25 protein-coding genes and 4 pseudogenes are annotated in these 24,141 nt (G+C 67.1%); 16 read left to right on the forward strand and 13 right to left on the reverse strand.

Annotated features, from left to right (window positions below; all coding sequences use genetic code 11):
• The first annotated feature begins 12 nt into the window (after positions 1–12).
• A pseudogene (locus AQJ27_RS46595) lies at positions 13–949 on the forward strand (IS5 family transposase).
• Here AQJ27_RS46595 and AQJ27_RS46600 read toward each other — a convergent pair.
• Positions 939–1,319 (reverse strand): Imm32 family immunity protein, encoded by a 381-nt coding sequence (locus AQJ27_RS46600; RefSeq protein WP_067383887.1) that lies wholly within the window; start codon positions 1,317–1,319, stop codon positions 939–941. The pseudogene AQJ27_RS46595 and the gene AQJ27_RS46600 sit on opposite strands and share 11 nt — an antisense overlap.
• A gap of 76 nt (positions 1,320–1,395) precedes the next feature.
• Positions 1,396–2,112, reverse strand: a complete 717-nt coding sequence (locus AQJ27_RS46605) for a transposase family protein (protein ID WP_235613927.1) — start codon at positions 2,110–2,112, stop codon at positions 1,396–1,398.
• A gap of 194 nt (positions 2,113–2,306) precedes the next feature.
• Here AQJ27_RS46605 and AQJ27_RS46610 point away from each other — a divergent pair, with 194 nt between their 5' ends.
• Positions 2,307–2,735: a VOC family protein gene (locus tag AQJ27_RS46610; RefSeq protein WP_067383938.1), complete on the forward strand. Its 429-nt coding sequence runs from the start codon at positions 2,307–2,309 to the stop codon at positions 2,733–2,735.
• Positions 2,736–2,947: 212 nt separating this feature from the next.
• Here the strand turns inward: AQJ27_RS46610 and AQJ27_RS59640 are convergent, their stop codons facing one another.
• The 3 genes from AQJ27_RS59640 to AQJ27_RS46625 all read right to left on the reverse strand — a co-directional run bounded on the left by AQJ27_RS59640 (position 2,948) and on the right by AQJ27_RS46625 (position 5,360).
• A complete protein-coding gene (locus AQJ27_RS59640) occupies positions 2,948–3,136 on the reverse strand; it encodes a hypothetical protein (RefSeq protein WP_067383890.1) in 189 nt (62 codons plus the stop codon).
• Between the two features lie 356 nt (positions 3,137–3,492).
• A complete protein-coding gene (locus AQJ27_RS46620) occupies positions 3,493–4,683 on the reverse strand; it encodes an IS110 family RNA-guided transposase (RefSeq protein WP_067383941.1) in 1,191 nt (396 codons plus the stop codon).
• Between the two features lie 311 nt (positions 4,684–4,994).
• Entirely contained in the window at positions 4,995–5,360 is a 366-nt protein-coding gene (locus tag AQJ27_RS46625) for a hypothetical protein (RefSeq protein ID WP_235613928.1), read from the reverse strand.
• Positions 5,361–5,787: 427 nt separating this feature from the next.
• Here AQJ27_RS46625 and AQJ27_RS46630 point away from each other — a divergent pair, with 427 nt between their 5' ends.
• The 9 genes from AQJ27_RS46630 to AQJ27_RS46670 all read left to right on the forward strand — a co-directional run bounded on the left by AQJ27_RS46630 (position 5,788) and on the right by AQJ27_RS46670 (position 15,727).
• Entirely contained in the window at positions 5,788–8,013 is a 2,226-nt protein-coding gene (locus AQJ27_RS46630; RefSeq protein ID WP_067383944.1) for an MMPL family transporter, read from the forward strand.
• A complete protein-coding gene (locus AQJ27_RS46635) occupies positions 8,010–8,711 on the forward strand; it encodes a response regulator transcription factor (protein ID WP_067383896.1) in 702 nt (233 codons plus the stop codon). Before AQJ27_RS46630 ends, AQJ27_RS46635 begins: the two co-directional genes overlap by 4 nt.
• Positions 8,708–10,135 carry a sensor histidine kinase gene (locus AQJ27_RS46640; RefSeq protein ID WP_067383898.1) on the forward strand — a complete coding sequence of 476 codons (1,428 nt, stop codon included), beginning with the start codon at positions 8,708–8,710 and terminating at the stop codon, positions 10,133–10,135. Before AQJ27_RS46635 ends, AQJ27_RS46640 begins: the two co-directional genes overlap by 4 nt.
• A 106-nt stretch (positions 10,136–10,241) precedes the next feature.
• A complete protein-coding gene (locus AQJ27_RS46645) occupies positions 10,242–10,958 on the forward strand; it encodes a GntR family transcriptional regulator (RefSeq protein ID WP_067383901.1) in 717 nt (238 codons plus the stop codon).
• A gap of 94 nt (positions 10,959–11,052) precedes the next feature.
• The gene (locus AQJ27_RS46650; RefSeq protein ID WP_079065813.1) at positions 11,053–12,369 is read left to right on the forward strand and encodes an MFS transporter; all 1,317 of its coding nucleotides are present in this window, start codon (positions 11,053–11,055) and stop codon (positions 12,367–12,369) included.
• 31 nt (positions 12,370–12,400) lie between these two features.
• Positions 12,401–13,762, forward strand: a complete 1,362-nt coding sequence (locus AQJ27_RS46655; RefSeq protein WP_067383904.1) for an acyclic terpene utilization AtuA family protein — start codon at positions 12,401–12,403, stop codon at positions 13,760–13,762.
• Positions 13,763–13,764: 2 nt separating this feature from the next.
• The gene (locus tag AQJ27_RS46660) at positions 13,765–14,082 is read left to right on the forward strand and encodes a DUF4387 domain-containing protein (RefSeq protein WP_067383907.1); all 318 of its coding nucleotides are present in this window, start codon (positions 13,765–13,767) and stop codon (positions 14,080–14,082) included.
• Positions 14,083–14,246: 164 nt separating this feature from the next.
• On the forward strand, positions 14,247–14,801 hold the full coding sequence (locus AQJ27_RS46665) for a dihydrofolate reductase family protein (protein ID WP_067383910.1): 555 nt from the start codon (positions 14,247–14,249) through the stop codon (positions 14,799–14,801).
• A gap of 11 nt (positions 14,802–14,812) precedes the next feature.
• Entirely contained in the window at positions 14,813–15,727 is a 915-nt protein-coding gene (locus AQJ27_RS46670) for an RNA polymerase subunit sigma-70 (protein ID WP_067383950.1), read from the forward strand.
• A 486-nt stretch (positions 15,728–16,213) separates the two neighbouring features.
• Here AQJ27_RS46670 and AQJ27_RS57020 read toward each other — a convergent pair whose 3' ends face one another.
• The 3 genes and pseudogenes from AQJ27_RS57020 to AQJ27_RS59645 form a co-directional block, all read right to left on the reverse strand.
• Positions 16,214–16,513, reverse strand: a complete 300-nt coding sequence (locus AQJ27_RS57020) for a hypothetical protein (RefSeq protein WP_159064609.1) — start codon at positions 16,511–16,513, stop codon at positions 16,214–16,216.
• Complete coding sequence (locus AQJ27_RS57025; RefSeq protein WP_159064610.1) at positions 16,510–16,743, reverse strand: hypothetical protein; 234 nt, start codon at positions 16,741–16,743, stop codon at positions 16,510–16,512. The genes AQJ27_RS57020 and AQJ27_RS57025 overlap by 4 nt, the downstream gene beginning before the upstream one ends.
• Before the next feature lie 132 nt (positions 16,744–16,875).
• Positions 16,876–17,069, reverse strand: a pseudogene (locus tag AQJ27_RS59645) (hypothetical protein); the annotation flags it as partial.
• Positions 17,070–17,184: 115 nt separating this feature from the next.
• Here AQJ27_RS59645 and AQJ27_RS57030 point away from each other — a divergent pair.
• A complete protein-coding gene (locus tag AQJ27_RS57030) occupies positions 17,185–17,475 on the forward strand; it encodes a hypothetical protein (RefSeq protein ID WP_159064611.1) in 291 nt (96 codons plus the stop codon).
• A gap of 3 nt (positions 17,476–17,478) precedes the next feature.
• On the opposite strand, the pseudogene AQJ27_RS46690 reads toward AQJ27_RS57030, so the two are convergent.
• The 3 genes and pseudogenes from AQJ27_RS46690 to AQJ27_RS60390 all read right to left on the reverse strand — a co-directional run bounded on the left by AQJ27_RS46690 (position 17,479) and on the right by AQJ27_RS60390 (position 20,047).
• Positions 17,479–18,718 (reverse strand): annotated as a pseudogene (locus tag AQJ27_RS46690) (IS701 family transposase).
• A 105-nt stretch (positions 18,719–18,823) separates the two neighbouring features.
• On the reverse strand, positions 18,824–19,276 hold the full coding sequence (locus tag AQJ27_RS46695) for a hypothetical protein (protein WP_067383921.1): 453 nt from the start codon (positions 19,274–19,276) through the stop codon (positions 18,824–18,826).
• A gap of 642 nt (positions 19,277–19,918) precedes the next feature.
• The gene (locus AQJ27_RS60390) at positions 19,919–20,047 is read right to left on the reverse strand and encodes a hypothetical protein (protein WP_268814643.1); all 129 of its coding nucleotides are present in this window, start codon (positions 20,045–20,047) and stop codon (positions 19,919–19,921) included.
• A gap of 98 nt (positions 20,048–20,145) precedes the next feature.
• On the opposite strand from AQJ27_RS60390, the gene AQJ27_RS60395 reads away from it, so the two are divergent.
• Positions 20,146–20,340, forward strand: coding sequence for an HNH endonuclease (locus AQJ27_RS60395; RefSeq protein WP_268814644.1), 195 nt, complete (start codon positions 20,146–20,148; stop codon positions 20,338–20,340).
• Between the two features lie 770 nt (positions 20,341–21,110).
• Here AQJ27_RS60395 and AQJ27_RS59655 read toward each other — a convergent pair.
• A pseudogene (locus AQJ27_RS59655) lies at positions 21,111–21,221 on the reverse strand (IS5 family transposase); the annotation flags it as partial.
• Positions 21,222–21,316: 95 nt separating this feature from the next.
• Between AQJ27_RS59655 and AQJ27_RS46710 the strand changes: the two are divergent.
• Together AQJ27_RS46710 and AQJ27_RS57035 are read left to right on the forward strand one after the other, a co-directional pair.
• The gene (locus tag AQJ27_RS46710; RefSeq protein ID WP_067383927.1) at positions 21,317–21,937 is read left to right on the forward strand and encodes an SMI1/KNR4 family protein; all 621 of its coding nucleotides are present in this window, start codon (positions 21,317–21,319) and stop codon (positions 21,935–21,937) included.
• 37 nt (positions 21,938–21,974) lie between these two features.
• Positions 21,975–22,127 (forward strand): hypothetical protein, encoded by a 153-nt coding sequence (locus AQJ27_RS57035; protein ID WP_159064612.1) that lies wholly within the window; start codon positions 21,975–21,977, stop codon positions 22,125–22,127.
• Between the two features lie 286 nt (positions 22,128–22,413).
• Here the strand turns inward: AQJ27_RS57035 and AQJ27_RS46715 are convergent, their stop codons facing one another.
• Complete coding sequence (locus AQJ27_RS46715; protein ID WP_067383953.1) at positions 22,414–23,373, reverse strand: DUF1152 domain-containing protein; 960 nt, start codon at positions 23,371–23,373, stop codon at positions 22,414–22,416.
• A gap of 121 nt (positions 23,374–23,494) precedes the next feature.
• On the opposite strand from AQJ27_RS46715, the gene AQJ27_RS57660 reads away from it, so the two are divergent.
• Positions 23,495–24,007 (forward strand): hypothetical protein, encoded by a 513-nt coding sequence (locus AQJ27_RS57660; protein ID WP_162489374.1) that lies wholly within the window; start codon positions 23,495–23,497, stop codon positions 24,005–24,007.
• Positions 24,008–24,141: the final 134 nt, after the last annotated feature.

Raw genomic sequence — 24,141 nt, forward strand, 5'->3', positions numbered from 1 at the left:
CGCGTTTGAGATCTGCCGTGTCACGTTGCTGAGGCGTTCGTTGGGCTCACAGTGAGCGGTGTTGGGGGTGGGCATCCGTCGGACCTGACGGATGAGCAGTGGACGCGGGTGGAGCCGTTGCTTCCTCCGGCGCGGGTAGGCCCGAAGGGCGGTCGGCGGGAGAAGCATCCGCGGCGGCGGATCGTGAACGCGATCTTCTACGTAGTACGGACCGGATGTGCATGGCGGCAACTGCCAAAGGACTTCGCTCCGTGGCCGACGGTGTACTGGTATTTCACCTGGTGGCACGACGACGGAACTGTTGAGCGCATCCATGACGCCTTGCGGCAAGGTCCGTGAAGCTGAGGGCCGCGACGCGGAGCCGAGCGCGGGTTTGATCGACTCGCAGTCCGTCCGCACCGCCGACACCGTTCCCGCTGCCACCAGGGGTTTCGATGCGGGCAGGAAGGTGAAGGGCCGCAAGCGATTCATCATCACCGACACCCTCGGCCTGCTCCTGGCCGTCCACGTCGTCGCGGCGAGCACTCAGGACCGCGACGGCATGAAACGGCCGCTGCTGTGGACCAGACTCGACCACCCTGGGGTCCGGAAGGTCTGGGCCGACCGGGGCTTCGCCGGCCGCCTGGCCGAGTGGACCGCTCAGATCCTCGGCCACGAGCTGGAGATCGTCCGCGAGGCCCCCGACCAGCGCGGCTTCCAGGTCCAGCCCGAGCGGTGGGCGGTGGAGCGCACCTTCTCGTGGCTCACTGCCCACCGCCGCCTCGCCCGGGACTACGAGACCAGTCCCGCCCATTCGGAGACGGTGATCCGCTGGGCGATGATCGGCACCATGGTCCGCCGCCTCACCCGAGGCCGACCGGCAACCCGACCAGGCGCACGACCGCTCTCTCGCACCGATGGCTGCGGGCTCAACCGCCTTACGGCCGAAGGCTCTCCGCTTACTTCATGAATGCAATCACCAGCGGGTCCGACGCTGGCGCGATGTAGTCGTATGTCGGGGAGTCGACGTGACAGTGATCGCCCGCATCCGCCTCGGAGGCGAAGCCCTCAATGTTGTCGGCGAGAAGGTCGAGAGCTTCCCGCCCTCCCTGGATCCTCAGGATCTCGTCCTCCGCAACGATCGACGCGGTGTCGCCCTCCGGGTCCTCCCGGAACGCGATCTCGGACAACGACCTTTCGTAAGGAAAAGGGTGCCGGTTCTCAGAGAGATCGTAGCTTCCAGCCTTCCCCCGCAGCAGCTGTCCGAGCGCCAAGAGCTCTGGACGTGCCCCAGAGAGCTCGAGCTCTCTGGTCTCCCCGCTGTACAGAACCTGCAACATCTCATTGCCTCCGGTCTGCCGACCCTACCGATCACCAAGGTGGATCATCCTCCCCGTGCTTCGGCCTCAGTCGGGCTTACGACTCCACGGCAGATCTCAAACGCGGTCTGAGCCGGCCAGAAGCCAGATGTAGGGTGAGGACGGCTTGGACGAGGCTCGTGATCCGGGTCGTCGAGCAGCGGAGCTTGCGCAAGAGCAGCCAGGATTTGAGGCTGGCGATGGCTTGTTCGACCAGTGCCCGGACTTTCGTGTGGGACCGGTGGAGAGGCTGCCCCTTCGGCCGCGGTAAGGGAGCTCGAACGGAAATCCTGCGCCCTGGTACCCCTTGCCCGCCCAGCAGTTGATGCCAGCCTCGGTGAGAGCGCCGATGATGCCGTCCTTGACGCGCGGCCCGCGCGTCAAGGACGGCACCGGCAAGGGCCGGTGAAGCCCACAGGAGGCGACCCTTCGGGTCGGCTATGACCTGCACGTTCATGCCGTGCTTCTTGTGATTGCCCGAGTAGAAGGGACGGTCGGCGGCGATCCGGTCGATCGGCAGAAGCGTCCCGTCCAGGATCAGATACGCCTTGATCGACGCGGCCTGTACGGCTTCGGCGAGGGTGGGGGCAAGGGCGGCCAGGAGCTCGACGGCCTCGGTGACATACCGGTAGACGGTGGTGGTGCCGATCCCGAAACCGGCCGCGAGCTGGGCATAGGGCTGACCGTTGCGGAGGTGAGCGAGAGCGAGCAGGGCCTGTCGGTCCGCGCTCAGGCGCCGCCACCGAGTGCCGAGGGCGCGCCGACGTTCCCTCACGGGCGGCGAGGAAGCGGAGGGCAGAGCCGCACACGTCGACGCCGGACGGGTAAACAAGCATGCGAAGCCTCTGGTGGAGACGGTTCTCTTGGTCGAAAACCCATCTACCAGGGGCTTCATCCGTCTGTCAGGCCAACTACCCAGCCGACGCAGGAGGTTGGAAAGGGCTCACTGATTCCCGTAGCGTGAGCGTTATGGACATGGTGCGTCAGGTGATCGTCTTCGACGCAGCCGACCTGCATGCGGAGAGCACGTTCTGGGCCGGCATTCTGGGCGGGCACGTCTTCGAGGACGACGACTGGCACAGCGTCATCGACGCTGCTGGACAGTGGCGGATCGGCGTGCAACTGGCACCGGACCATGTTCCGCCCGACTGGCCTCATGGAAACCCCCAGCAAGTGCATCTCGATCTCCACGTCGATGACCCGCGAGCGGCGCACGAAGAGGCAGTCGCCCTCGGCGCCCGGCTGCTCCAGCCGGCTCCTGATCTCGATGCTGCCGAGGGTCACCAGGTGTACGCGGATCCGGCCGGGCATCCGTTTTGCATCGGCTGGGGACACCCGTCCCGGGAGGCGCTCGCGGCGTTCGTCGCCGATCGATTGGGGCGGAGAGAGCCGGGATAACGTGCGAAGACCAGGAGCACTGATCACCCGGTCCGCCACCGCGCGAGCGCGACTCCATCGCCGCGCCACCTTGACGGTCGTGTTCACCACTCCGACCTGCGCACTACGTCGGCCCACCTCAAGAAGACCCATCTACCGGCAGTTTCGCTGCACTGCCAGGCCAACTGGCCAACAACCGGGCCAGGTTGGAAAGAGCTGATTGTGTTCGGGGTCTATGGCCGTGATCGCTTCCGGGCGGCAAGGTAGGGCGCCCAGCTGTTCCCGGCGAGCTGGGACCAGCGGTGGGCGGTCGCGGGGCTGATGCCGAAGAGGTCGGCGACGACGATGGGCGGCAGGTCGGTTATGGCCTCCAACAGCGCGGTGTTGCGTGCGGCCCGTACGGGGAGATCGTGTTGCCTCATCTGGTCTGCCAGACCGACTGGGTTACGGGGGCGGCCGGGTACGGCGCCCGGCAGGAGAAGGTGCCGGCGGCCGTGCGAGGGGCACAGCTCAGGGAGGGGCAGGCGGAAGGCGGGAGGTGCGAAGCCGTGGATTTACTCATCTGCGCGTCGCCTCGGGCGCGGCCCGGCCGGCTCCCGCCACGGCGCGAGCAGCTGCTCGGCGACGTCGGGCCTGCCTGCGGACAGGGCGCGGGGTGGTCGAGCGGACCTTCGGCTGGCTGATGCACCACCGCCGTCTGGCGCGCGACTACGAGGCCCATCCGCACCGCTCCGAAGCCATAAGCCACATCGCGATGATCGACTTCCCAATGACGTTGTCAAGGTAGTGCTGTGACAGGTGGTATGGCTTGGTAGCACCGTCCGTCACGCAGGAGTGCCCAGAGGACGTTCACGCGGCGGCGGGCGAGGGCCAGCACGGCCTGGGTGTGCCGTTTGCCTTCCGTTCTTTTGCGATCGTAGAACCTGCGGGACTCCGCGCAGGTGCGGATGCTGATGAGGGCGGACGTGTAGAAGACGCGTTGGAGTCCGCGGTGATAGTGCTTCGGGCGGTGGAGGTTGCCGCTGACACGGCCGGAGTCTCGTGGCGCGGGAGCGAGGCCGGCGAAACCCGCCAGCCGGTCCGGAGTGGCGAAGAAGCTCATGTCCCCGCTGGTGGCCGCCAGAAATTCCGCTCCGAGCAGGGGACCGATTCCGGGCAGGCTGGCAATCACTGGGGCGAGTTCGTGCTCGCGAAACCGGCTTTCGATGAGCTTGTCGACCTCGGCAATCTTCTCGTTGAGGGTCATCACTTCCTTCGCCAAGGTGTGCACCATCTGGGCGATAGCCTTCTCTCCGACGACTGCGGTGTGCTGCCGCTCGGCGGCCGCGAACGCGGAACGCGCCAGTGTGGCGGCACCGCGGACCTTACGGTTACGCAGCCACGACTCCAGACGGTTCGCGCCCACCCGGCGGATCGCCGCCGGGGCCTGGTATCCGGTCAGCAGCACCAACGGGCCGGCGTTGGTCAATTCCAGAGCGCGTTCGAGTGCGGGAAAGATAGCCGTCAGTGTTCCGCGGAGCCGGTTGATGACACGGGTACGGTCGCAGACCAGGTCGGTGCGGCGGGCGGTGAACAGCTTCAGCTCCACCGTGGCCTCGTCCCGTGGACGCAAGGGGTTCAGGTCATGGCGCATACGAGCCTGGTCTGCGATCACGAGCGCGTCGCGGGCATCGGTCTTACCTTCGCCCCGGTAACCACCGGAGGCCCGATTGACGACGCGGCCAGGGATATAGAGCAAGGCCTGGTCGTGGTTGACGAGTAAGGCGATCAGCAGAGCCGCGCCGCCGTCAGCCAGATCGACCGCCCAGGTCACCTCATCCGCCAAGTCCAGAACATCGGTGAGGAGCTGGAGAATCTCGGCCTCGTCATTGCCGACTCTGCGAGACAGAAGCTTGACGCCTTCGGCGTCAAGGACCACGCAGTGGTGATGCGACTTCCCGGCGTCGACCCCGGCCCATATTCGGTTCATCATGCTCCCGAGCATCGTCGTGACAGCTGTCCTGCAACGACGTCGCCGGCGTTGTCCTACACAGCGATCTGCTCGCAACTCCCAATCAGCGGCCGCGTCGTCGCGGGGTGACGGGCGGCCAAGTCGATCGAGCCACCAGCGGCAACCTCATAACAGCCACACCCACCACCCTGGGTGAGCCAACCCTACGAATGGCTCGCTCAGCCCGGTCAAGAAGGTAGGACCTCATAAGCCGACGACTCACCCGCGAATCCACCCCGAACTGGAAGTACTCGTAGCTGCCGGTTGACGCAGGCGGAGCGCGGGCACTCCTATCCAGTGGCCGGTCGCCGAGCCACACTCACCCGCGCGTCATCGCTGCTCATGGTCTGCGGCCAGCGCTCATCGATGACCATCGCCGCTTCATGGCAGGCGTCGCAGGCGTTCTCCCGCTCCAGCAGCCACCCGTAGTCAGACGGCGACATGCCGACTTCCTGGATTCCGCACAGGGTCCTGTCGAAGATTCCGAAGGCGTGGGCGACGTCAGCGGGAAGGCCGTTCGCAACGGCCCTCTCCCAGCGCAGCTCCATCGGCAGGTACGGCGGCCGCGCGATCTCGAACCACTCACCGCCTACATGCGTAGCGGCGTAGCACCAGGAGCAGGACCAGATCTCCTCGTGCCACTCAGTCGGCGGCACGGGCCATTGCCACATCGCCCTTCCACACACATCACACTCCACGAGCGGATCCTGACACGCTCACGCGCACGGCCACCAACCCCCTGGCCTGCCGGGATTTACCAAACACCCCTGGCAGGTCAAAACGCTCTTTGAGGGCCGCGCCCCTTTGTTACGAGCTGGTGAGCCCGAGGGTGCGGAGCCAGGTCTTGACGTCGCTGTCGGCGTCACCTATTTCCTCGCCGCGCACTGCAAGGACCTGAGCGATTGTCGCGGCCCAACCATCATGACCGCCTCAGCGGTGCAGCAGCCCGATGGGCGTGAGCGCGAGGTGATCAGCGAAGCCGGAACCGTCAAGAAACCGTCAGGTTGTGCGGGGCAGAGCCGTCAAGCGGCAGAGCTTTGCTGAGGGCTTCGCTGACGTCTCTTACGGAAATGGACTGTGATCATGGCTGTGTTGCTTCATCGATGGGGGGTGTTCGCGGTACGCCGTCGCCGTACGGTCTTGGCCGTATGGCTGCTCATCGTCGCCGCGATTGCCGCGCTGGGAATCAGTTGCGCGGGGAGCTTCGACTCCAGGTCGGACATCCCCGGATCGGCTGCCCAGAGCGCCCTGACCAAGATGGACCGGCATTTCGGGTCGTCCGACCACCAGAGCGCGGAGATCGTCTTCGAGGCGCCGGCGGGCACCTCGTTCAAAGACCGGGCCAAGGCCACCGCGCTGAAGCAGTCCCTGACCGCTGCGGCCACCGTGCCCGGCGTCACGTCGGTCAGTGACCCTACACGCAGCCAGACCGTGTCGCCGGACGGGAAGACGGCTGTCGCCCAGGTGGAGTTCTCCACGGCCAAGGACCAGGATGTTCCCCAGGCCGTCCTTGATGCCCTCAAGGACACCGGAGCCAGCAGTCGCGCGGCGGGCGTAGACGTGCTCTTCGGCGGCGACGCCTACAAGCAGTCCAAGGCCCCGGTGGGGCCGACGGAGGGGCTCGGCGTACTCGTGGCACTTGCCGTTCTGGCGATCACCTTCGGTTCTCTGCTGTCCGCGGGAATGCCCCTTGTCACCTCCCTGCTCGCGGTGGTGGCGAGCATGACGGGGCTGATGGGCCTGTCCTCGGTCCTGAGCATCTCCGACAATGCGCCGACGCTCGCCATCATGCTGGGCCTCGCGGTGGGCATCGACTACGCCCTGTTCATCGTCTCGCGCCACCGGGCCGAGCTGGCACAGGGCCGCAGCGTGAAGGACGCCGCGGCCCGCGCGACCGCGACCGCAGGGAGCGCGGTGGCGTTCGCCGGACTGACCGTGGTCATCGCGCTGGCCGGTCTGACGGTGGCGGGGGTTCCGGTGCTCACCTCGATGGGCCTGAGCGCCGCGGCAGCGGTGACCGTTGCGGTCGCCATGTCTCTGGGTCTGCTGCCTGCCCTCCTGGCAGTCGCCGGGGAGAGGCTGCGCCCCAAGCCCGGTTCGCGAGCCGCACAACGGATGCGCAGGTCCCAGGATCCGGCCGCGAAACCTTCGATGGGGGCGCGCTGGGTCGGGGCCGTCGTGCGCCGTCCGTGGCGGGCGGTCATCACCGTCACCCTGGCGCTGGCCGCACTTGCCCTGCCTGCCGGCCAGCTCCAGCTCGCCCTCAGCGACGACGGCAGCGAACCCACGTCGACCGCCGCGCGCCAGGTCTACGACAAGATCGGTGACGCCTTCGGTCCCGGCGCCAACGGCCCCCTGGTCGTCCTGGTCACCGGCGCGCCGAAGAGTGCTCTGAAGGACACCGGCCAGAAAATCACCAAGGATCTGTCCGGGATGAGCGGCATCGCGCGCATCAGCCCTGTCGACTACTCCCCGGACGGAGGCGCCGCCCGGGTGCAGGTCATCCCGACGACGGGACCCCGAGATCCGGCGACCAGCACCCTGGTCACGCGTTTGCAGGATCGTGTGGCATCGCTGGCCAAGCAGAGCGGCAGCGATATCGCCGTCACGGGCCAGACCGCCGTCAGCATCGAGGTCTCCAACAAGCTCAGTGCCTCCCTGCTGCCCTTCGCTCTCGTCGTCGTCGGACTCTCGCTCCTGCTGCTGATGGCCGCATTCCGTTCCATCGCCATCCCCATCAAGGCCACCGTCGGCTTCCTGCTGTCCGTCGGCGCGTCCTTCGGCGCGATCGTCGCGGTGTTCCAGTGGGGTTGGCTCGCCGGGCCGCTCGGTGTGCCCTCTACCGGGCCGATCGCCAGCTTCGTGCCCATCATCGTGATGGCCGTCCTGTTCGGCCTGGCCATGGACTACGAGGTCTTCATGGTCTCGGCCATGCGCGAGGAGTACGTGCAGACGAAACGGCCCCACGCTTCGATCATCGGCGGTGCCCGGCACGCCGCCCGGGTCGTCACCGCCGCCGCACTGATCATGGTGGCCGTGTTCGCGAGCTTCCTGTTCGGCCACGATCCGGCGATCATGCCGATCGCGCTGGCCCTGGCGATCGGCGTCCTCATCGACGCCTTCGCTGTCCGGATGACGCTGGTGCCGGCCGTCATGTCGCTGCTGGGCCATCGCGCCTGGTGGCTGCCACGCCGGCTGGACAAGTGGCTGCCCGACCTGGATGTCGAAGGCGCACGCCTGAAGGAGAATGGACCAGCACCCGCCCCCGTGGCATACCTCCACAGTCCCCGGCAGGACGTCACTTCATGAACTCCCCGGACACGGTCCTCGTCGTCGAAGACGACGCCGGTATCCGCGACTTGATGGCCTCAGCCCTGCACTTCGCGGGCTTCGACGTCCAGCTCGCCGAGGACGTACCGCAGGCCCTCACCCGTCTCGCGCAGCACACCCCGGACGTCATCGTCCTGGACGTGGGCCTGCCCGGAGGCGATGGCTTCGAGGTCCTGCAGCTGATCCGCTCGCGCGGCGTCACAGTGCCGGTGCTGTTCCTGACCTCCAGGGACGCCGTCGAGGACCGTGTCCGGGGATTCCAGCTCGGCGGCGACGACTACGTCACCAAGCCCTTCAGCGTCATCGAAGTCACCGCCCGCCTGCAGGCCCTGATCCGCCGCTCCCGCGGCAGTGCGGGTACCGCGGCCGATGATGGCATCCTGCGCTACGCCGACCTCGAACTCGACGACAAACGCCACACCGTCCACCGCGGCGGGGACACGGTCGACCTGTCACCCACCGAGTTCCGGCTCCTGCGCTACCTGCTCTCCCATCCCGGCCATGTCATGACCCGCTCCCAGATCCTGGAAGCGGTCTGGCAGTACGACTTCGGCGGTGACTCCGTCGTGGTGGAACGCTTCGTGTCCAACCTGCGCCGCAAACTCGACCACGGCCGCGAACCCCTCATCCACACCGTCCGCGGCATCGGCTACAGCCTGCGCCGGCCCGCCTCATGAGAAGGCCGCGCCTTTCGTCGCTCAGACCCCGCCGGCTCACCACCATCCGCGGGCGGATCCTCATCGGCGTCCTCCTGCTGCTGGCCGCCGGCCTCATCGGGAACTCCGTCGCCAGCGCCGTGACCTTGCGCAACTACCTGGATCACCGGGCAGAGGTATCCCTGCGAGCATCCGGCGACCGCGTTCACCAGATGCTCTCCGCCGGCCCTCAGACGGTCAACGGAACCCAGCTGTCCGCTCTGATCTCACCCATCCTCGGCATGACCGTCATCGGCCCCGACGGCACCGTCGCCGACCAAGCGGGAGACGGCGTACCGAAGGCGATCAACAGCCTGACCGCCGGCCGGCTCGACCAGGTCGTCACCATCAATGACGACCCAGCGGTGCCCGACCTGATCGCACTGCGCATCCCCACCAGCGGTCTGACCGTGAAGACCTCCGAGGGGGAGGTGACCGCCTCAGCGGTCATCCTCACTGTGCGCACCGACATCGACCGCGTCACCGTCACCGACTTCATCTCCAGCCAAGCCGCCATCGTCGGCATCACTCTCCTCATGGCCTTCGCCACCGCGCTCCTGATCCTGAAGATCGGTCTGCGGCCGCTGGGCCGTATGGCCAATGCCGCCGACGCCATCGCCTCCGGCGCCCGCGAGGAGCGCCTGCCCACGTACGGGGACCGCAGCGAGACCGACCGCCTGGCCGCCGCCGTCAACCACGCCTTCGACGCCCAGGCCCGCGCGGAGGACAACATCCGGGCCTTCGCCGCGGACGCCTCCCATGAACTACGCACCCCCCTTGCGACCATCTCCGGCTGGCTCGACCTCTACCACCAGGGCGGCCTCACCACTCCCGCCGAACTCGACCGGGCCCTGGAACGGGTTGACGGCGAGGCCGGCCGCATGCGCCTGCTCGTCGAGGAACTCTCCCTGCTCGCCCGCCTGGACGCCGGACGCCCCCTGGAATCCGAACGGGTCGACCTGCTGCGCCTGGCCACCGATGTCGTCGAAGACGCCGGCGTCGTCGCCCCCGACCGCAGTATCCGGCTGCACGCCGGCGCGCCCGTCCATGTACAGGGAGACGCGTCACGACTCCAGCAGGTCCTCAACAACCTCGTCGGCAACGCCATCCAGCACACCCCGGCCGGCACCGCGATCGACGTCTTCCTCGAGTCGTCCGGCGGCGAGGCCGTCATCCGGGTGACCGACCAGGGGCCCGGGATCGCGCAGCAAGACCTCTCCCGCGTGTTCGACCGGTTCTGGCGGGCCGAGGCCAGCCGCAGCCGGGCCCGCGGCGGCTCTGGACTCGGCCTGGCCATCGTCCAGGCGGTTGTCCACGCCCACCACGGCACCGTGCGCATCACCTCGCACACCCGCTCAGGGACCACCGTCACCGTCACGCTCCCCGCCCTGCCACCACCACGCTGACCACGTGGAGCACAGGGTGGCCAGGGACGCGTCGAGGCAACCTCCGGAAAGGAATCAGCAATCAACCCATTGACTGTTTGCTATAGCAGGAGTCAGTCTGGGCGGCATGACGAAGGACACCCTCGGCCCCATGGAGACGACGTCGCTGGCCGACCAGGCCTACCGGCGGCTGCGCGAGGCGATCCGCGAGGGCGCCCTGCGGCCGGGCGAGAAGATCACCGAGCGGGACCTCGCGGCTCGCTTGGGAGTGAGCCCCACCCCGATCCGGGAAGCGCTGCGCCAACTGGTCCACGAGAAGGTCGTCGAGCGGGTCGGCCCGCGCTCGCTGCGGATCGCCGACCACTCTGCTGCCGCCCGCAGCGAGATCGTCGAGGCCGAGGTGCGCCTGTCCGCCCTGATGGCCCGCCTCGCGGCCCGCCACGCCACAGCCGCCCAGCTGACCGAGCTCGTCGGCCTCCTGGACCGCGCCGACCATCTGGTTGCCGGGATCGAGCGGACGCTGGCCGACCAGGGGGTCAACGCTCCGGTGGCCGACCAGGTCACCGCCGTGTTCCGGCTGCTGCGCGAATTCCACCACCACATCGAAGCCTGCGTGGCCAACCCGGTACTGGAGGGCCTGCTGACCCAGGCCCGTGCGTTCAGCGACGAGGAACGTCTCGACCTCACCATGAAGCTGGCCCCGGACCGCGCCGAGAGCTTCCGCGCCCGCTACCGCGAGCACCGCGCGCTGCTCGACGCCCTGCTGGAGCGCGACGAGGACCGCGCCGAACAGCTCGCCGCCGCCCACCACCGCGCCGCACTCGTCGAGCTGTCCACCACCTGACCCCCTTCCTTCAGTGTCTGCGCGTCGGCCCCTCGGGAGGTCGCCGACGCGCAGACATCACCTTTTTGCTATAGCATATGGCATAGGAGCCGCCATGCTGCACGCCAAACCACCCCAGCCCTCCGCCACACCCGCGCCACCTGCCGCGTTCGAATCCGCCCCCGCGGCCGTACGGCCGGAGCGCATGAGCGGCAGCGCCGTTCTGTGGGTCGCCCTCGCGATCTTCGCCCAGGAGTCGGTGTGGAACTTCTACGACGCCCAAGTCCCCGCCCAGCTACGCCACTTCGTGTCGTCCGCCACCGTGATCGGCCTGATCATGGGCCTGGACACCGGGCTCGGTGTCATCATCCAGCCCTGGATGGGCCTGATCTCCGACCGGCTGGCCCGCCGGCGCCTGGGACGCTGGCCCATCGTGGTGGCCGGGGCGTGCGTGGCGGCCGTGCCCTTCGCACTGATCCCGTGGGCCACCAGCCTGCCGATGCTCATGCTCTGCATCTTCGCGTTCGGCCTGACCGCCAACTCCTTCAAAGGCGTCACCGAGACCCTGGTCTCCGACTACGTCGTGCCCGGGCAGCGCGGCAAGGCCCAGGGGTTCATCAAGGCCGGCGTCAGTCTCACCATCATCGTCTCGGCCCTCATCAGCCTGCTGGTGGTGGACCACAGCCTCAAAGCCGCCTTCGCCATCCCACCCATCCTGATGATCGTCATGGTGGCCCTGTCCTACCGCTTCCTGGGCCGGCGCCACCCCGCAGCGCTGCGCCGCGAAGACACCGGCGACGAAGAAACTGACACGTTCTCCTCGCCATGGGCGGTCCTCAACGACCTGATACGGGAACCCAGCCGGACCCGGCTGCTGCTCATGGCCGGCATCTTCTGCTTCGCCGGCATGTGGGCGGCGCTGCGCTCGCTGACCACTCCGTACGGCACCGAGGTCCTGGGCATGTCCCGGGGCGCGGCCGGCGGCATCGCGCTGCCCGGCGCGATCGCCTTCCTCATCTGCGTCGTTCCGCTGGCCTACCTCTCGCACCGGCTCGGCGAACTCCGCATGATCCGTTACGGCATCGCCCTGTTCGTCGCGGGGTTGCTCGTCGGCTTCGCCGATCCCACCCCGGCCTTCACCGCCGTCTCCGTGGCCATCGCCTCGATCGGCTACGCCGTCTTCTCCGTCAACGGCCTGGTCGCCCTGTGGAGCCTGGCCCCCAACAACCGTGTCCTGGGCGCCTACACGGGCCTGTACACAGTGGCCTCCGCCTCCGGCATGGCACTGGGCCCCGCTCTGCTCGGCGCCACCGTCGACCTCACCGGCTGGCGCTACATGCTCTTGAACGCCGCCGCCTTCGGCGCCGTCACCTTCGCCGTCTTCACCCTCGTGGCCCGCCGTGCCAAGCGGCCTCGCACAACTGCTTCCTGACCCTCACCCGTACAACAAGAAAGCCGCCCTCATGGACATGCGTATCCTCGCCCCGACCGGAGCGCTCGGCGCCGGATTCGACACCGCCGCCCTGGATCGCGGTGTCGCCGCCGGCCCGCACGTGATCGCCTGCGACGCCGGCTCCACCGACTCCGGCCCCGCAGCGCTGGGCTCCGGCACCCCCAAGCTCTCCGCCCAGGCCGTCACGCGCGATCTGCGCCTGCTCCTCCAGGCCCGCGAAACCCTCCAAGTGCCACTGATCATCGGCTCCTGCGGCACCAGCGGACGCGACGACGGCGTCGACTGGGTCGCCGGCCTGGCCCGAACCATCGCCGCCGAGGACAACCTGCACTTCAAATTCGGCCTCATCTACAGCGACCAACCGGCCGAGCGACTCCAGCACCTGTACGACCAGGGCCGCATCCGACCGCTCGCCAACGCCCCCGTCATCGAACGGAAGTTGTTCGAACGCAGCCACACCGTCGCCATGATGGGCGTCGAACCCATCCAGGAACTCCTGCGCGACGGCTGCGACGTCATCCTGGCCGGACGGGCCAGCGACACCGCCCTGTTCGCCGCCCTGCCCCACCTGAACGGCGCCGACCCCGGCCTCACCTGGCACATGGCCAAGACCATCGAATGCGGCGCCGCCTGCGCCATCCCGCCCGAGGCCAACGGACTCCTGGTAACCCTGCACGACGACCACTTCGACGTCACCACGCTCGCCGAAGGCAGCCGCCTCACCCCGCGCTCAGTCGCCGCCCACACGCTGTACGAGAACGCCGACCCGTTCCACATCACCGAGCCCTCCGGCACCCTCGACACCACCCACGCCACCTACGAGGCTGTCGACGAACGGACCGTGCGCGTCCGCGGCTCCCGCTACATCAAGGCCGACGGCTACACCAATAAACTCGAAGGCGCCGAACTCGTCGGCTACCAGACCGTCATCATCGGCGGAGTCCGCGACAAGGTCGTCATCGAGCGCCTCCCCGAGCTCCTGCCCATGGCCAAGAAGTACTTCGACACCAAGATCCTCGACGTGTTCGACGGCCAGGTCGACCCGGACACCATCGACATCAACTACCGCCTCTACGGCACCGGGACGATCCTGGCCAGCCCCGAACCCACCCCCCTGCAACCCCAGGAACTCGGCGTACTGATCACCATCACCGCGCCCGACCAGGCAACCGCCCACGCCATCTCCACGTTCGTCGCCCACGCCTCCTCGCACCTGCCCATCCCCGAGTACGACGGCCTGGTCTCCACCCTCGCCTACCCCTACTCGCCGCCCGAAATGGACCGCGGCCCGCTCTACCGCTTCACCCTCAACCACGTCGCCACCGGCATCACCCCCACCGAACTGTTCCGCACCACCACCGAAGAGGTCTGACCATGGCCACCCTGCTCGACTACTGCTCCCTCGTCCGATCCAAGAACGCCGGACCCTTCACCCTCACCTTCGACTTCATGTGCCACGACCAGCACACCTATCAGGCACTCACCAACACCGGAATCCTCAACAGGACCCTGTTCGCCGGACTGTTCAACACCACCGAGAACGAGATCCTGGTGGTCAACCACCCCCGCGCCCTCGCGGTCAAAGTCTCCCTGCCACGCCCCTCAATCCAGGGGGACCTGCACGACAGCGACTGCTACGCCGGCCAGCAGTACGCCCCACTGATGGAACTCCAACTGCCAGAACTCCCGTGAGCCTGTGCATCGTGCGAACAGGCGCGTGCGAGCGAGCAGGCAGCCTGACGGCAGCTGCTGCGAATCCCCGACCGGTCCCGACACACCGACCGATTCCTTTCGGAGCTGACCCGAGTCTTCATATTCGAGGGCCGGAACGTCCGACCCCGAGGACGGAGACCATCATGCGCAAGCTCATCGCGGGGGCATTCGTCACGCTTGACGGCGTGGTCCAGGATCCGGGCGGATTCAGCGAGATCGAACGCGGCGGCTGGGCACTGGACTATTTCGACGACACCTCGCGCCAGCGGGCCACCAGCGTTCTCTTGGCGAGCGACACCTTTCTGCTGGGGCGGGCGACCTTTGAGATCATCGAGAAGGCCTGGTCGGGCAACACCGGGCCGTATGCCGAGGCGATGAACAACATTCCCAAGCTCGTCGTGACGAGGACGCTGCGCGGCCCGTTGCCCTGGAACGCCATCGCCCTCACCGGCGAAGCGGCGCAGACGGTTGCGAAGCTCAAGCAGGAGCCCGGCGGCAACATCGTCATGTACGGCAGCTCCACGCTGATGCGAACTCTGCTCCAGCACAATCTGATCGACGAGCTGAACCTCGGCGTCCACCCCCTTGTCGTCGGCGAGGGAAAGCGGCTCTTCGACAGTGCGCTGCCGGGCTCGCTGCGGTTCGTGGCCGCGACGCCGAGTGCGACAGGAGTCGTCACGCTCACCTACGCCCCGTAGTGTCGATCGGGATGGGAGATTTCACGACAGACACGGAACCCTACCGGCGTGAGCTGCTGGCGCACTGCTATCGCATGCTGGGATCGGTGGACGACGCCGAGGACGTGGTCCAGGAGACTTACCTGCGTGCGTGGCGTTCGTATGAGGCGTTCCAGGGCAGGTCGTCGGTGCGCACCTGGCTCCACCGGATCGCCACCAACGCATGCCTTTCCGCGTTGTCGCACCGCAGTAGACGTTTCCTGCCGTCGGGACTCGGCGGACCCGCCGACGACCCCATGACTCCGCCGCTGGCGGCGGGAGCGCAGTGGGTTCAGCCCATTCCCGACTCGATGCTCGACCCGGCGGCGATCGTCGCGTCGCGCGACAGCCTGCGGATCGCGCTGATCGCCACGCTCCAGGAGTTGCCGGGCCGCCAGCGGGCGGTGTTCATCTTGCGCGACGTCCTGGCGTGGCCGGCGTCGGACGTCGCGCAGGTGATGGGCAGCAGCACGGCAGCGGTCAAGAGCACGCTGCAGCGCGCGCGTGCGCGGTTGGAACAGGCGCCTCCTGACGTCGAGCAAGCGGTCGAGCCCGGCGAGCTGAGCGCCGTCCTCGCCCACTACATCGCGGCAGTCGAGGAGGCCGACGGCGCGGCGCTTGAACAGTTGCTGCGTGTCGATGCCAGGGTCGAGGCGACGCCTTGGCGTACGTGGTTCTCCGGCCGTGCCGCCTGCGTGCCCTATCTCGTGCAGCAGGTCCTGGGCTCGCCGGGCACGTGGCGGTTGCTGCCGACCAGCGCGAACGGTCAGCCGGCGGCGGTCGGCTACCACGGTGGTCAGGCCTACGGCATCCTCCTGCTCACCGTGACCTCGGCGGGCATCGCGAGAATCAACGCGTTCGGGGATCCGGGGCTTGTCAAGCGGTTCGGCTTTCCTACGTCCGTGTGAGCGCGAAGACCCGCAGGTCTTTCGGGGTTGGACCACCACGCCGAAAGATCATGATCTACCGCTGGAGTACTGGACCACCGGGAGCGAGCTGGAGATCATCGCGGCATCGTGCCACAGCTTTCAGACACACGAAACCCAAAGTCCAGTGCCGTCACCGTCAATGACCTTCCTCGTCGGCCCATACAAGTTAGGACCACCACCACGGCAAACCAATGCGGTCACGGCACCACATCCACCATCCAGGCGCACGCCTGTTCGTGAGTCCTGCTCAGCCGTTTTTACCAGCCGGTTAGGGTGCGGGAGGCGGCTGTTGCGGCTGAGGCTGAGAGGCGGCGCTTGTTGCGTTGTTCGAGGCGCGTGGCAGAAGCTTCATGTCGTTTGGGTCGCTCCGGTGCAGCACGAAGACCTTCGCGAGCGCGAGCAGACTCGGGCCACACAGGATGACAGACAACCGAGGCGTTGAGTCAACGACAGCAACGCCCGCGGTCAGAAGGGTGATGGAATGACTGCGCCGACGCTCACGTTCACGAAATGTCGACGATGACGCAACCTCTCCACCTGCGTGGCGGCTTCCTGCTCGATGCGCTGCATCTCACGCTCGTGCTGCAGTTGCAGCCGGAGCCTGGTCTCGTCCGATATCAGAGCCCGCTCAGCCTTCGCTGCGGAGAGAGCCGACCGGAGTACGTCTGAAGGTACATCAGCCCATTGCGCAGCAAGCCGATGTGCCTCGGCTGTCATGGAGATTTCGAGCGGATCAGGGAGGAACTCTGCATCGTCCGTACTCACTCCCGGGTCCCTGCACCGCCACTGTTGCTGGGCTCGTAGTCATCCCTACCAGCCGCTTCCGGAGGCGGCCCAAGCTTCAGGAACAGTGCGATGAGGTCGTTGTTGACGGCCTCCCGCGCCTCGCGCGCGAGGTGTTGCGCCTCATCTGGATCCAAGGTGCCACTCTGGCTCAAGGAAGTCAGATCAACCTCTTCAAACTCGTTTGCAGCATCGTCCATGATCCGGGCCACAAGGGCAGCGTGAGAAGCAAGGAGATCATCAAGGGCCCGCACATCACGGGCTCCCTCGCCCCTCGACGGAACGGATCCAACAGAAGAGTTCGAGAGGACGTCACCGGAGACGGTTAGGACATCTGGCTCGCGTCGGCCAAGGTGGTGTTGGAGTCGAGCATCACGGAATTGGTAGACCGCACCGGACTGGCGCAGGCGCCTCGGCGCTGGGCATCGTCAAGAAATTCGATCAGCGCCCAGGGCAAACGCCCCGTGAGCGGCAACCAGACACGTGCCGGGGCAACCCACTGCCCCCAGGCCGTCAAGCTGAGCCAAGAACCGAGCGCAAGGGCAAAGTACTCCAGCCGTAGATCGTGATCACAGATGGGAAGGTCTCCCATCCCGCTAGCCTGGGGTGAGGCCGCCACGTCGGCTTCACCCCGATAGCAGAAAGGGTGCGTCGTGATCCGTCCGGAGCTTGCCGACTTCATTGCTCTGGGTAAACTCCCGTCCGAGGACGATGATGGGCCGGACGAAGCTCTTGAAGCTGCCATCGACCATGCCGCAGATCTTCTGGATCGCATCGCACGCCCCGTGAGCGATGAGGAGGCGCACGCTCTGGCGGAGTGCTTCGGCGAGGACGAGTGCTTCGGCGTGGGCTGGGTTCTCCTGCATCTCATCGAGACGGCTCCTCATGCGCGTGAAGACCAGCCTGAAGCCGCTCGACGATGGCGCGAAGGCCTGACGAGCTAGTTTTCACGGCCGGGTGGCGGCTTGCCTGCGGTAATGACACAGGCGTGCGCGGGCTTGGTGCCAGCGTCGCCAGTGTGACCAACGCAGGCGGTGTGCGAGGTCGTGGACGGGGCTGATCAGTGCGGCGAACAGGTGCTGGATCTCATTGCCGGTCAAGGGGATCAAGCCATTCGGGGTGGGTCGGTCGCGGCGTTCGGTAGCTGCGGTGACGGCGAGGAAGGCGTGAGCGAGCATGGCGAGGGTGACCCAGCGGTGCCACGAGGTCCAGCGGCGGACCTGTGCTCGTCCAGGCCGGTCAGGCCCTTGCTGGCCTGGAACGTCTCCTCGACCGTCCAGCGCCGGCCGGCGACCCGCACCAGCTCGGACATCGGCACCGGGCGGGTGAGAAGCAACGATAGAAGGCGAGTTCGCCGGTGCGCCGGTTGCGGCGGACCATCAGGCACCACTGTCCGAGCCGACCGGCCGGACCTTGAACCTCGACCTGTGCCCAGTCGTAGTATCGATCGCCCTTCGCCCCCACCCCGGCCGACAGCCGCTGCCAGGCCCGCTTCGGGATCCGCGCGGCCAAGGTCTTCGCCTGGAACTTCCCGGCGTGCGTGACGACAGGGTGGGTGCTGGAGATGGCCAGGACGTAGCCGGTCCGGCGGTGTTCCAGGGCGGTCCGAAGGTGCGGGTTGTCGCCGTAGACCTCGTCTCCCGCGACCCAGCGGGCCGGTGTTCCCGCGTCCAAGGCCCGCTCGACCATGCGTGCCGCGAGCTGGGGCTTGGCGGCGAAGGACAGACCGCCGGGGATACCCGCGCTCCGGCAGCGGTCCGGGTCCTCCGTCCATGAGCGCGGCACGTACAGGGCTCGGTCGATGGCAGCGTGTCCGCGGGCGGCTGAGTACACAAGATATACGGCGACCTGGGCGTTCTCTATGCGGCCGGCCGTGCCGGTGTACTGGCGCTGCACGCCGACGGTTGCCGTACCCTTCTTCAGATCGCCTGTCTCGTCGACCACGAGCACGGCCTCCGTGTCGTGCAGGTGCTCGACCACGTAGCCACGTATGTCGTCTCGGATCGCTTCGGCGTCCCATTTCGCCCGGTGGAGCAGGTGCTGCATGCCGTCCGGAGTGGCGTCCCCCGCGTGCTCGGCCAGGGTCCAGCAGTTCTTGCGCGGCAGGTCTGACAACAGCCCAAGGACGAACCGCCGCACCCGGCGGCGGGGTTCAACTCGGGCGAACCGGCCCGCGATCCGGTTCATCAGGCCCTCGAATGCATCCTGCCAGTGGGCAGGCACTTCGCTGGCGTCCGAGGTCGCCGCGTGATCATTGATTGTCCACACAACACCTAATGATCACCGGCGGCCTCACCTGCTCGGACGCCACCGGAACCAGTAGTCCAGACCCTCGGCCCGGTAGCGGGCACCGGCGTCAAATCGCACCTCGCCCACCAGTAGCTTCGCGTTGTCTGGCGCCTGACGGTATGGCGCCAGTAGCAGGGCCAGCTCGTCGTAACGGGCGTCGATCCCGCCCTGGCCCGGGTGGGTCTCCGGACCCACCGTCCCTGCCTCATGGCGCTCGTTCCACCTGGCGAAGATCGCCCACTGCTCGCGCTCAAGCTCCACCGCCGCGTCGCTCGCGGGCCAGACGCTGTACTCGTCGGCCTCGTCGGCGTCATCCCAGTCGAGGCCCTGGAAGTAGTGGGGCTTGCCATCGACATCGGCGAGGCCGGCGCGCGGCCCGCTGTACCACTCCAACTCGACGTACACACGCTCGAAGCCGTCAGCGATCAGCTGCACTTCATCCCAGGTCTCAGCCACACGCGCAGGCTACCGACGAGCGGCCTCGGCATCCATGATCACGATCTACGGCTGGAGTAAAAGGCACTCTGAAGCCCGGCCGTGAGTCCGAACCCAGACCCACTCGTGAACATGTTAATCAGTCCGGCCACGAGCCCGAACACAGGCCCCCAGGCGAGTAGAGAGAAGACCACGTGCCGACGGTCTGCGTTCAACAGGTCGGCGGGGCTGACGGCAGACTCGATATTGATCGGGGCCTCCAGCCAGGCAATGAGCCCGAATATCAGCCCGGTCCCAAGCCCCACCCCCGGCACGAACACGAGCGCGCTGTCTAGTACAAGCCCCGTGAGCGCGAGCTGATCCAGGAGTGCAGCACCAGAGCGGCCAGGAGCCCGAGGACGAGTCCGAGCAGGAAGCTGGCCAGGAACCTCGCGTGAACAGCTCGGGGGCTGCCGAAGATTCGGACGCGTAGACGCCTTGGCACTGCCGCTCTCCGACCACCGACCGCCCCACAGACGATGCCGGAGCCGAACCCGGTCACAAGCCCGAGCGACAGCCCGACCATGAGTCCACGCTTGAGGACGTACCCGACCCCATGCGACGTCGCGATCAAGGCCACGGCGATGTTCCCGAGCCCGGTTGCAACCCCGACAACCACAGCGATCAGGAGCCCGACCACAGCCATGCGGAGAAACGGTTCATGGTGGTGCCCAGGCGCCACCATGCCAGGTCGGGGCTTTCGAGCTGGTTGACGTGTTGGGCGAGGCAGCCGATCCAGTGCCGGGCGCTCATCCCTCCAGACGACCACGACACGGCATAAGTCCCTGCTGCCCGCTACCTGTTGCCCGGATGTTCTGGGGTGGCAGCAGGGGGCCGCTCGGCTCCGTGCTCTGGTCGGTGCCCGTGGTGGTGCCCGGTGTGCACGGTGCGGGTCGCTTGTCCTGGCGAATGTGGTGGACGTGGACCATGTGCAGCCGCTCGCGCTTGGGAGCGAGGACACGGACGGCAACGTTCAGCCGTTGTGCCGTGACTGCCACTTGGTCAAGACCGCTGAGGACTTCCCATTTCCGAGCCCGGCCACATGACGTTCACTGCCAGATTCCCAACGATCCGAAGAATCAGGGTGACCCGATCCTGGAATCGGTCGGGGATGTGATCCACCTTCAAGTGGAAGCCGTCACCCCGGACTTCGAAGGGAGAGGCTGAACTGGGGGGTGCGGCGCTGCCGCTCGTGTTCTTGGGCATGAAAACAGCCTCTTCGAGAATCCGTCAAATCTACTGTCGGAATTACAGATACCAAGGCGTCCAAACGATCAAAAACGAAAGGGACGCCATATCCCTCCCCCTCTCCCTGTACCCTCGCTGGCCTCGTAGACCGCCGCGCCCGTGTTCTGTCTCCAACTGCCCGGCGGGACATCATCGGGACGTGAGCCAAGCCGCGAGCCCGCGCCCCGAGGCCGCGGCGAGAGCCGCCACCAGCCATCGGGGGATGTACTGAATCGCCAAGTACAGCCCGCCGCAGCGGAGTTCGCAGCCGGGGCGGTGCTCGTGGTTCTTCGACATCTCTACGCCTCTCGTGGACTGATGCAAAGGACAGCAGGGAAACGGCAGGCGCAGCTCACCGCTGTGAACCCCCGTGTGGTGAGGCAACAGAAGGGCCGCCCTAACAGGGGCTATTACACACAGTGATGGACAATCAACCTTGATAGTTGTGGCTGCTGGGGCCCTCTCGTGCCATCCGATCAGCTCATGAGTTGGTGCGGGAGGGCCCACGGGGAGCCCACGTTCTTACGAGGGGGCGTACAGCCACCGTTGCGGAGGTGATCCCCCATGCCGTGCAAGCCCCGCCCCCCGTGCGGCGGTGCGGCATCAGCCAGCCGAAGGTCCGCTCGATGACCCACCGCTTGGGCAACGACTGGAACCCCTTTGCTTGCGGACGCTGCACGACCTCGACGTCGAACTGGAGCTACGAGCTGAAACTGGACGGTTCTCAAAACATTCGGAGATGTCTCATCCGGGCGGGCCGGTAAAGTGGCGGCGGACGAGAGAAGAGATCCTCCGATGGACTCCCGCATATCGCGCATACGCTCCAAGCTGGCGAAGGTCCCGTACCAGGTGCGGCGCAGCCACTCGATGGGCGCCGAGCGTCACGCGTTTCGCGTTGGCCCGCGCATCAGTTCCGCGCAGGCGGACGTCTTCGAGGGCGAACATCACATCGAATTGCCGTCGGCCTACCGAAAGTTCCTTGTCGAACTTGGGGGCAGCGGTGCCGGCCCCTTCTACGGTCTGCTTCCGCTTGGGGAGTGCAGGCTGTTCACCATGGACCGGCAGCCGCCGGACGGCACCCCGCGGGGATTCCATCACGTGAACCACCCGGACGCGCTGCAAGGAGACCTGTTCCTCCACATCATCGAGATGGGCTGCACCGACCTATGCCTCATCAGCGTGACTGGCCCCCTCGCCGGCCGCATGCTCACCGGTAACGCGGACGGCTTCTGGCCCCCGAACGTCTCCTCGGTCCAGGACTTCCTCTCCTGGTACGAACGCTGGCTGGACCACATGCGGGACGGCAAGGACAACGACGCTCTGGGGCTCACCTCCCCGGCGACCGTCGCAAGCGCCCCCTGGGGCCCCCGGGCCAGGGCCTGGAAAACTCTGTGGTCGCAAGCGGCAGAGTGTTGAGGCGACGGGACTCGGACCCGAGATCCTCACAGCGCCCTTGTCTCATGAGACATGGCGAAGTCTGGAGAACGACGGGTTCCGGTCCCTGCTCTCCGTCGACGCGGGCACCGAGATGGCGCCGGCGCTTCCGGAGGTGGTGTCCGGGGCCGCGCAACTGCCGGACACGACCGCGCTGGACGGCGTTATGTGACCTGTCGGGTTGTCTCAAGCATCTGGTGTCTCACCGTGGTGCGGCTTCTTCGTCAATCGGCGACGCCGCGGAGTGCCAGTTGAAGGGGCGCGGTCTCCAGTCTTGGTACCGGCGGACACGCATGTTGAAACGTCGCGTATGCGCGCGGAGTCCGCACTGTCGGTCGCATGGGTAGATGATTCACAGCCGACCGAGAACCGGTGGTGCCCCTGAATTCCCGCTGACCGTGGCGTCGTTCCTGGCGGACGCGGCGAGGGCACCGGGCAGGGCACAGTCGGCCTGGTCACTAGTGCGGGAAGCGGCGGGGTGGGCGAGTGACTATGGATTCGCGGAACTCGGCAATCCGCGAGTGGACTTGGCGCATCAGGTGCGTGTCCTCGATACGATCCAGGTAGAGGCAGCGGGCTGCCAGGCCCGGAAGGTCGAAGGCGAAATACAGGGACATCAGCGGGTTCACGAACAACTCGCTGCCCCGGGTGCGGTCAGTGAACCGGACATCGCCGAACGAGCCGCGCACGGCTGCCGCGATTGAACCGTTCACGATGCTGGGGTACTCGGGGGTGTGGAGCTGAGCGTGCGTCACGGCGTCAAGGTAGAGAGCGCCCTCACGGGTGGCGCGCGGTATCGAGAACGCACCGAGGTACGCGCCGTCGCGCTCAAGCGCGGCGATATTCTCCAATACCTGCGTATGGTTTACGCCGTGGTAGGCGTCTACACCGAAGCCGACTGACACGACGAGCCGCGTCGGTATGCCGTCCAGCGCGGCCAGCGCCGCCACGCTCGTCAGGTCTTCCTCTGGAGTGCCGAGCCCGGCTTCATCGCCGCGCATCAGAATGTCCGTACCGCCGTCGACCAGCACCACAGCGTCGACGCAGCGCAGCTCGATCAGTGCTTGGTAGGCGGCTCGCAGCGGGCGCACCCCGGTCTGGGGGAAGGCGTACACGGTGGACGGGTAGCCGTGCTGGCGCAGCCACTGAGCGAGGGTCCGCTCGGGGAAGTAGCTCTGGTGCAAAGCGGAGTCGGGAGTGACGGCGGCCAGGTCGGGGGCGACCCAGTCATCGATCGGAAGTCCGTCGAGTGCGCTGAAGGAGAGGTTCGCGAGATATACCTGCTTGCCCTGATGCAGGAGGGAGAGAGCCAACGGCAGGCCGGAGTAGATGTCGAAGCCGCCGCCCGCGCCCGCGACGAGGATCCGTTCGGCATCGGCGAGCCGGGTGAAGAGTGGGTTGGAGTGGAGGGACGTCATGACGATCATTGTCCGGGGATCCGGCCCCGGGCGCTCCCGAGTTCTCTACGCGACGACGTAGCCACGGAGTAACCGGAATCAAGACCTCCGACCCTCGACCGCCCAGAGTCAACCTGTTGCGGTGACGGCCCTGACTACGGACACGACCGGGTGGCCGTACCGGCGGCGCAGGGCCGCGCTGGAGTCTGTGTTCGCCGGCCGCCGACTGTCGACGCCGTGGGCGCTGTGCCCGTCGACCACCGAGGCTGATGTCGTGCGCGAGTGCCTGACGTGGGCGTCGGTCGGGATGGAGGACGTGGTCTTCAAGAGGCTGGACGACGCCTACCGGCCCTCGGTGAGGGGCTGGCAGAAATACAAGGTCCTCGAGACGAGCGAGGCGATCGTCGGCGCCGTCTCCGGTTCCCCGGCAGCTCCCCGCGCGCTGCTGCTCGGCAGGTACGACGACCAGGGCCGCCTTCAGTACGTCGGCCGCACCACCACTCTCGCCCGGGCAACGGGTGCTGCGGTGGGCGGATCTCTCGCTCCGGCCCAGCGCGGCCATCCCTGGACGGGCTGGTCTTTCTCCGCCGGGTGGGACACCAGGGAGACGCTGAACCTCACGCTGGTGCGACCCGAGCTAGTAGGACTCCGTTAGGTCGTTCTTGATCTTGGTGTTGTCCTGCTGGGCAGGGGTTGGTGGCAGGTGGTGCAGCTGCCGGTCCAGCAGTTCAGCAGGTCTTGGATGGCGTCGAGGATCTGGTAGAGGGTGAGCCCGCTGTATCGGCTTTT

Origin of the sequence: Streptomyces olivochromogenes (assembly GCF_001514115.1) — a bacterium.
In the GTDB taxonomy this organism is placed as follows: Bacteria; Actinomycetota; Actinomycetes; order Streptomycetales; family Streptomycetaceae; genus Streptomyces; species Streptomyces olivochromogenes.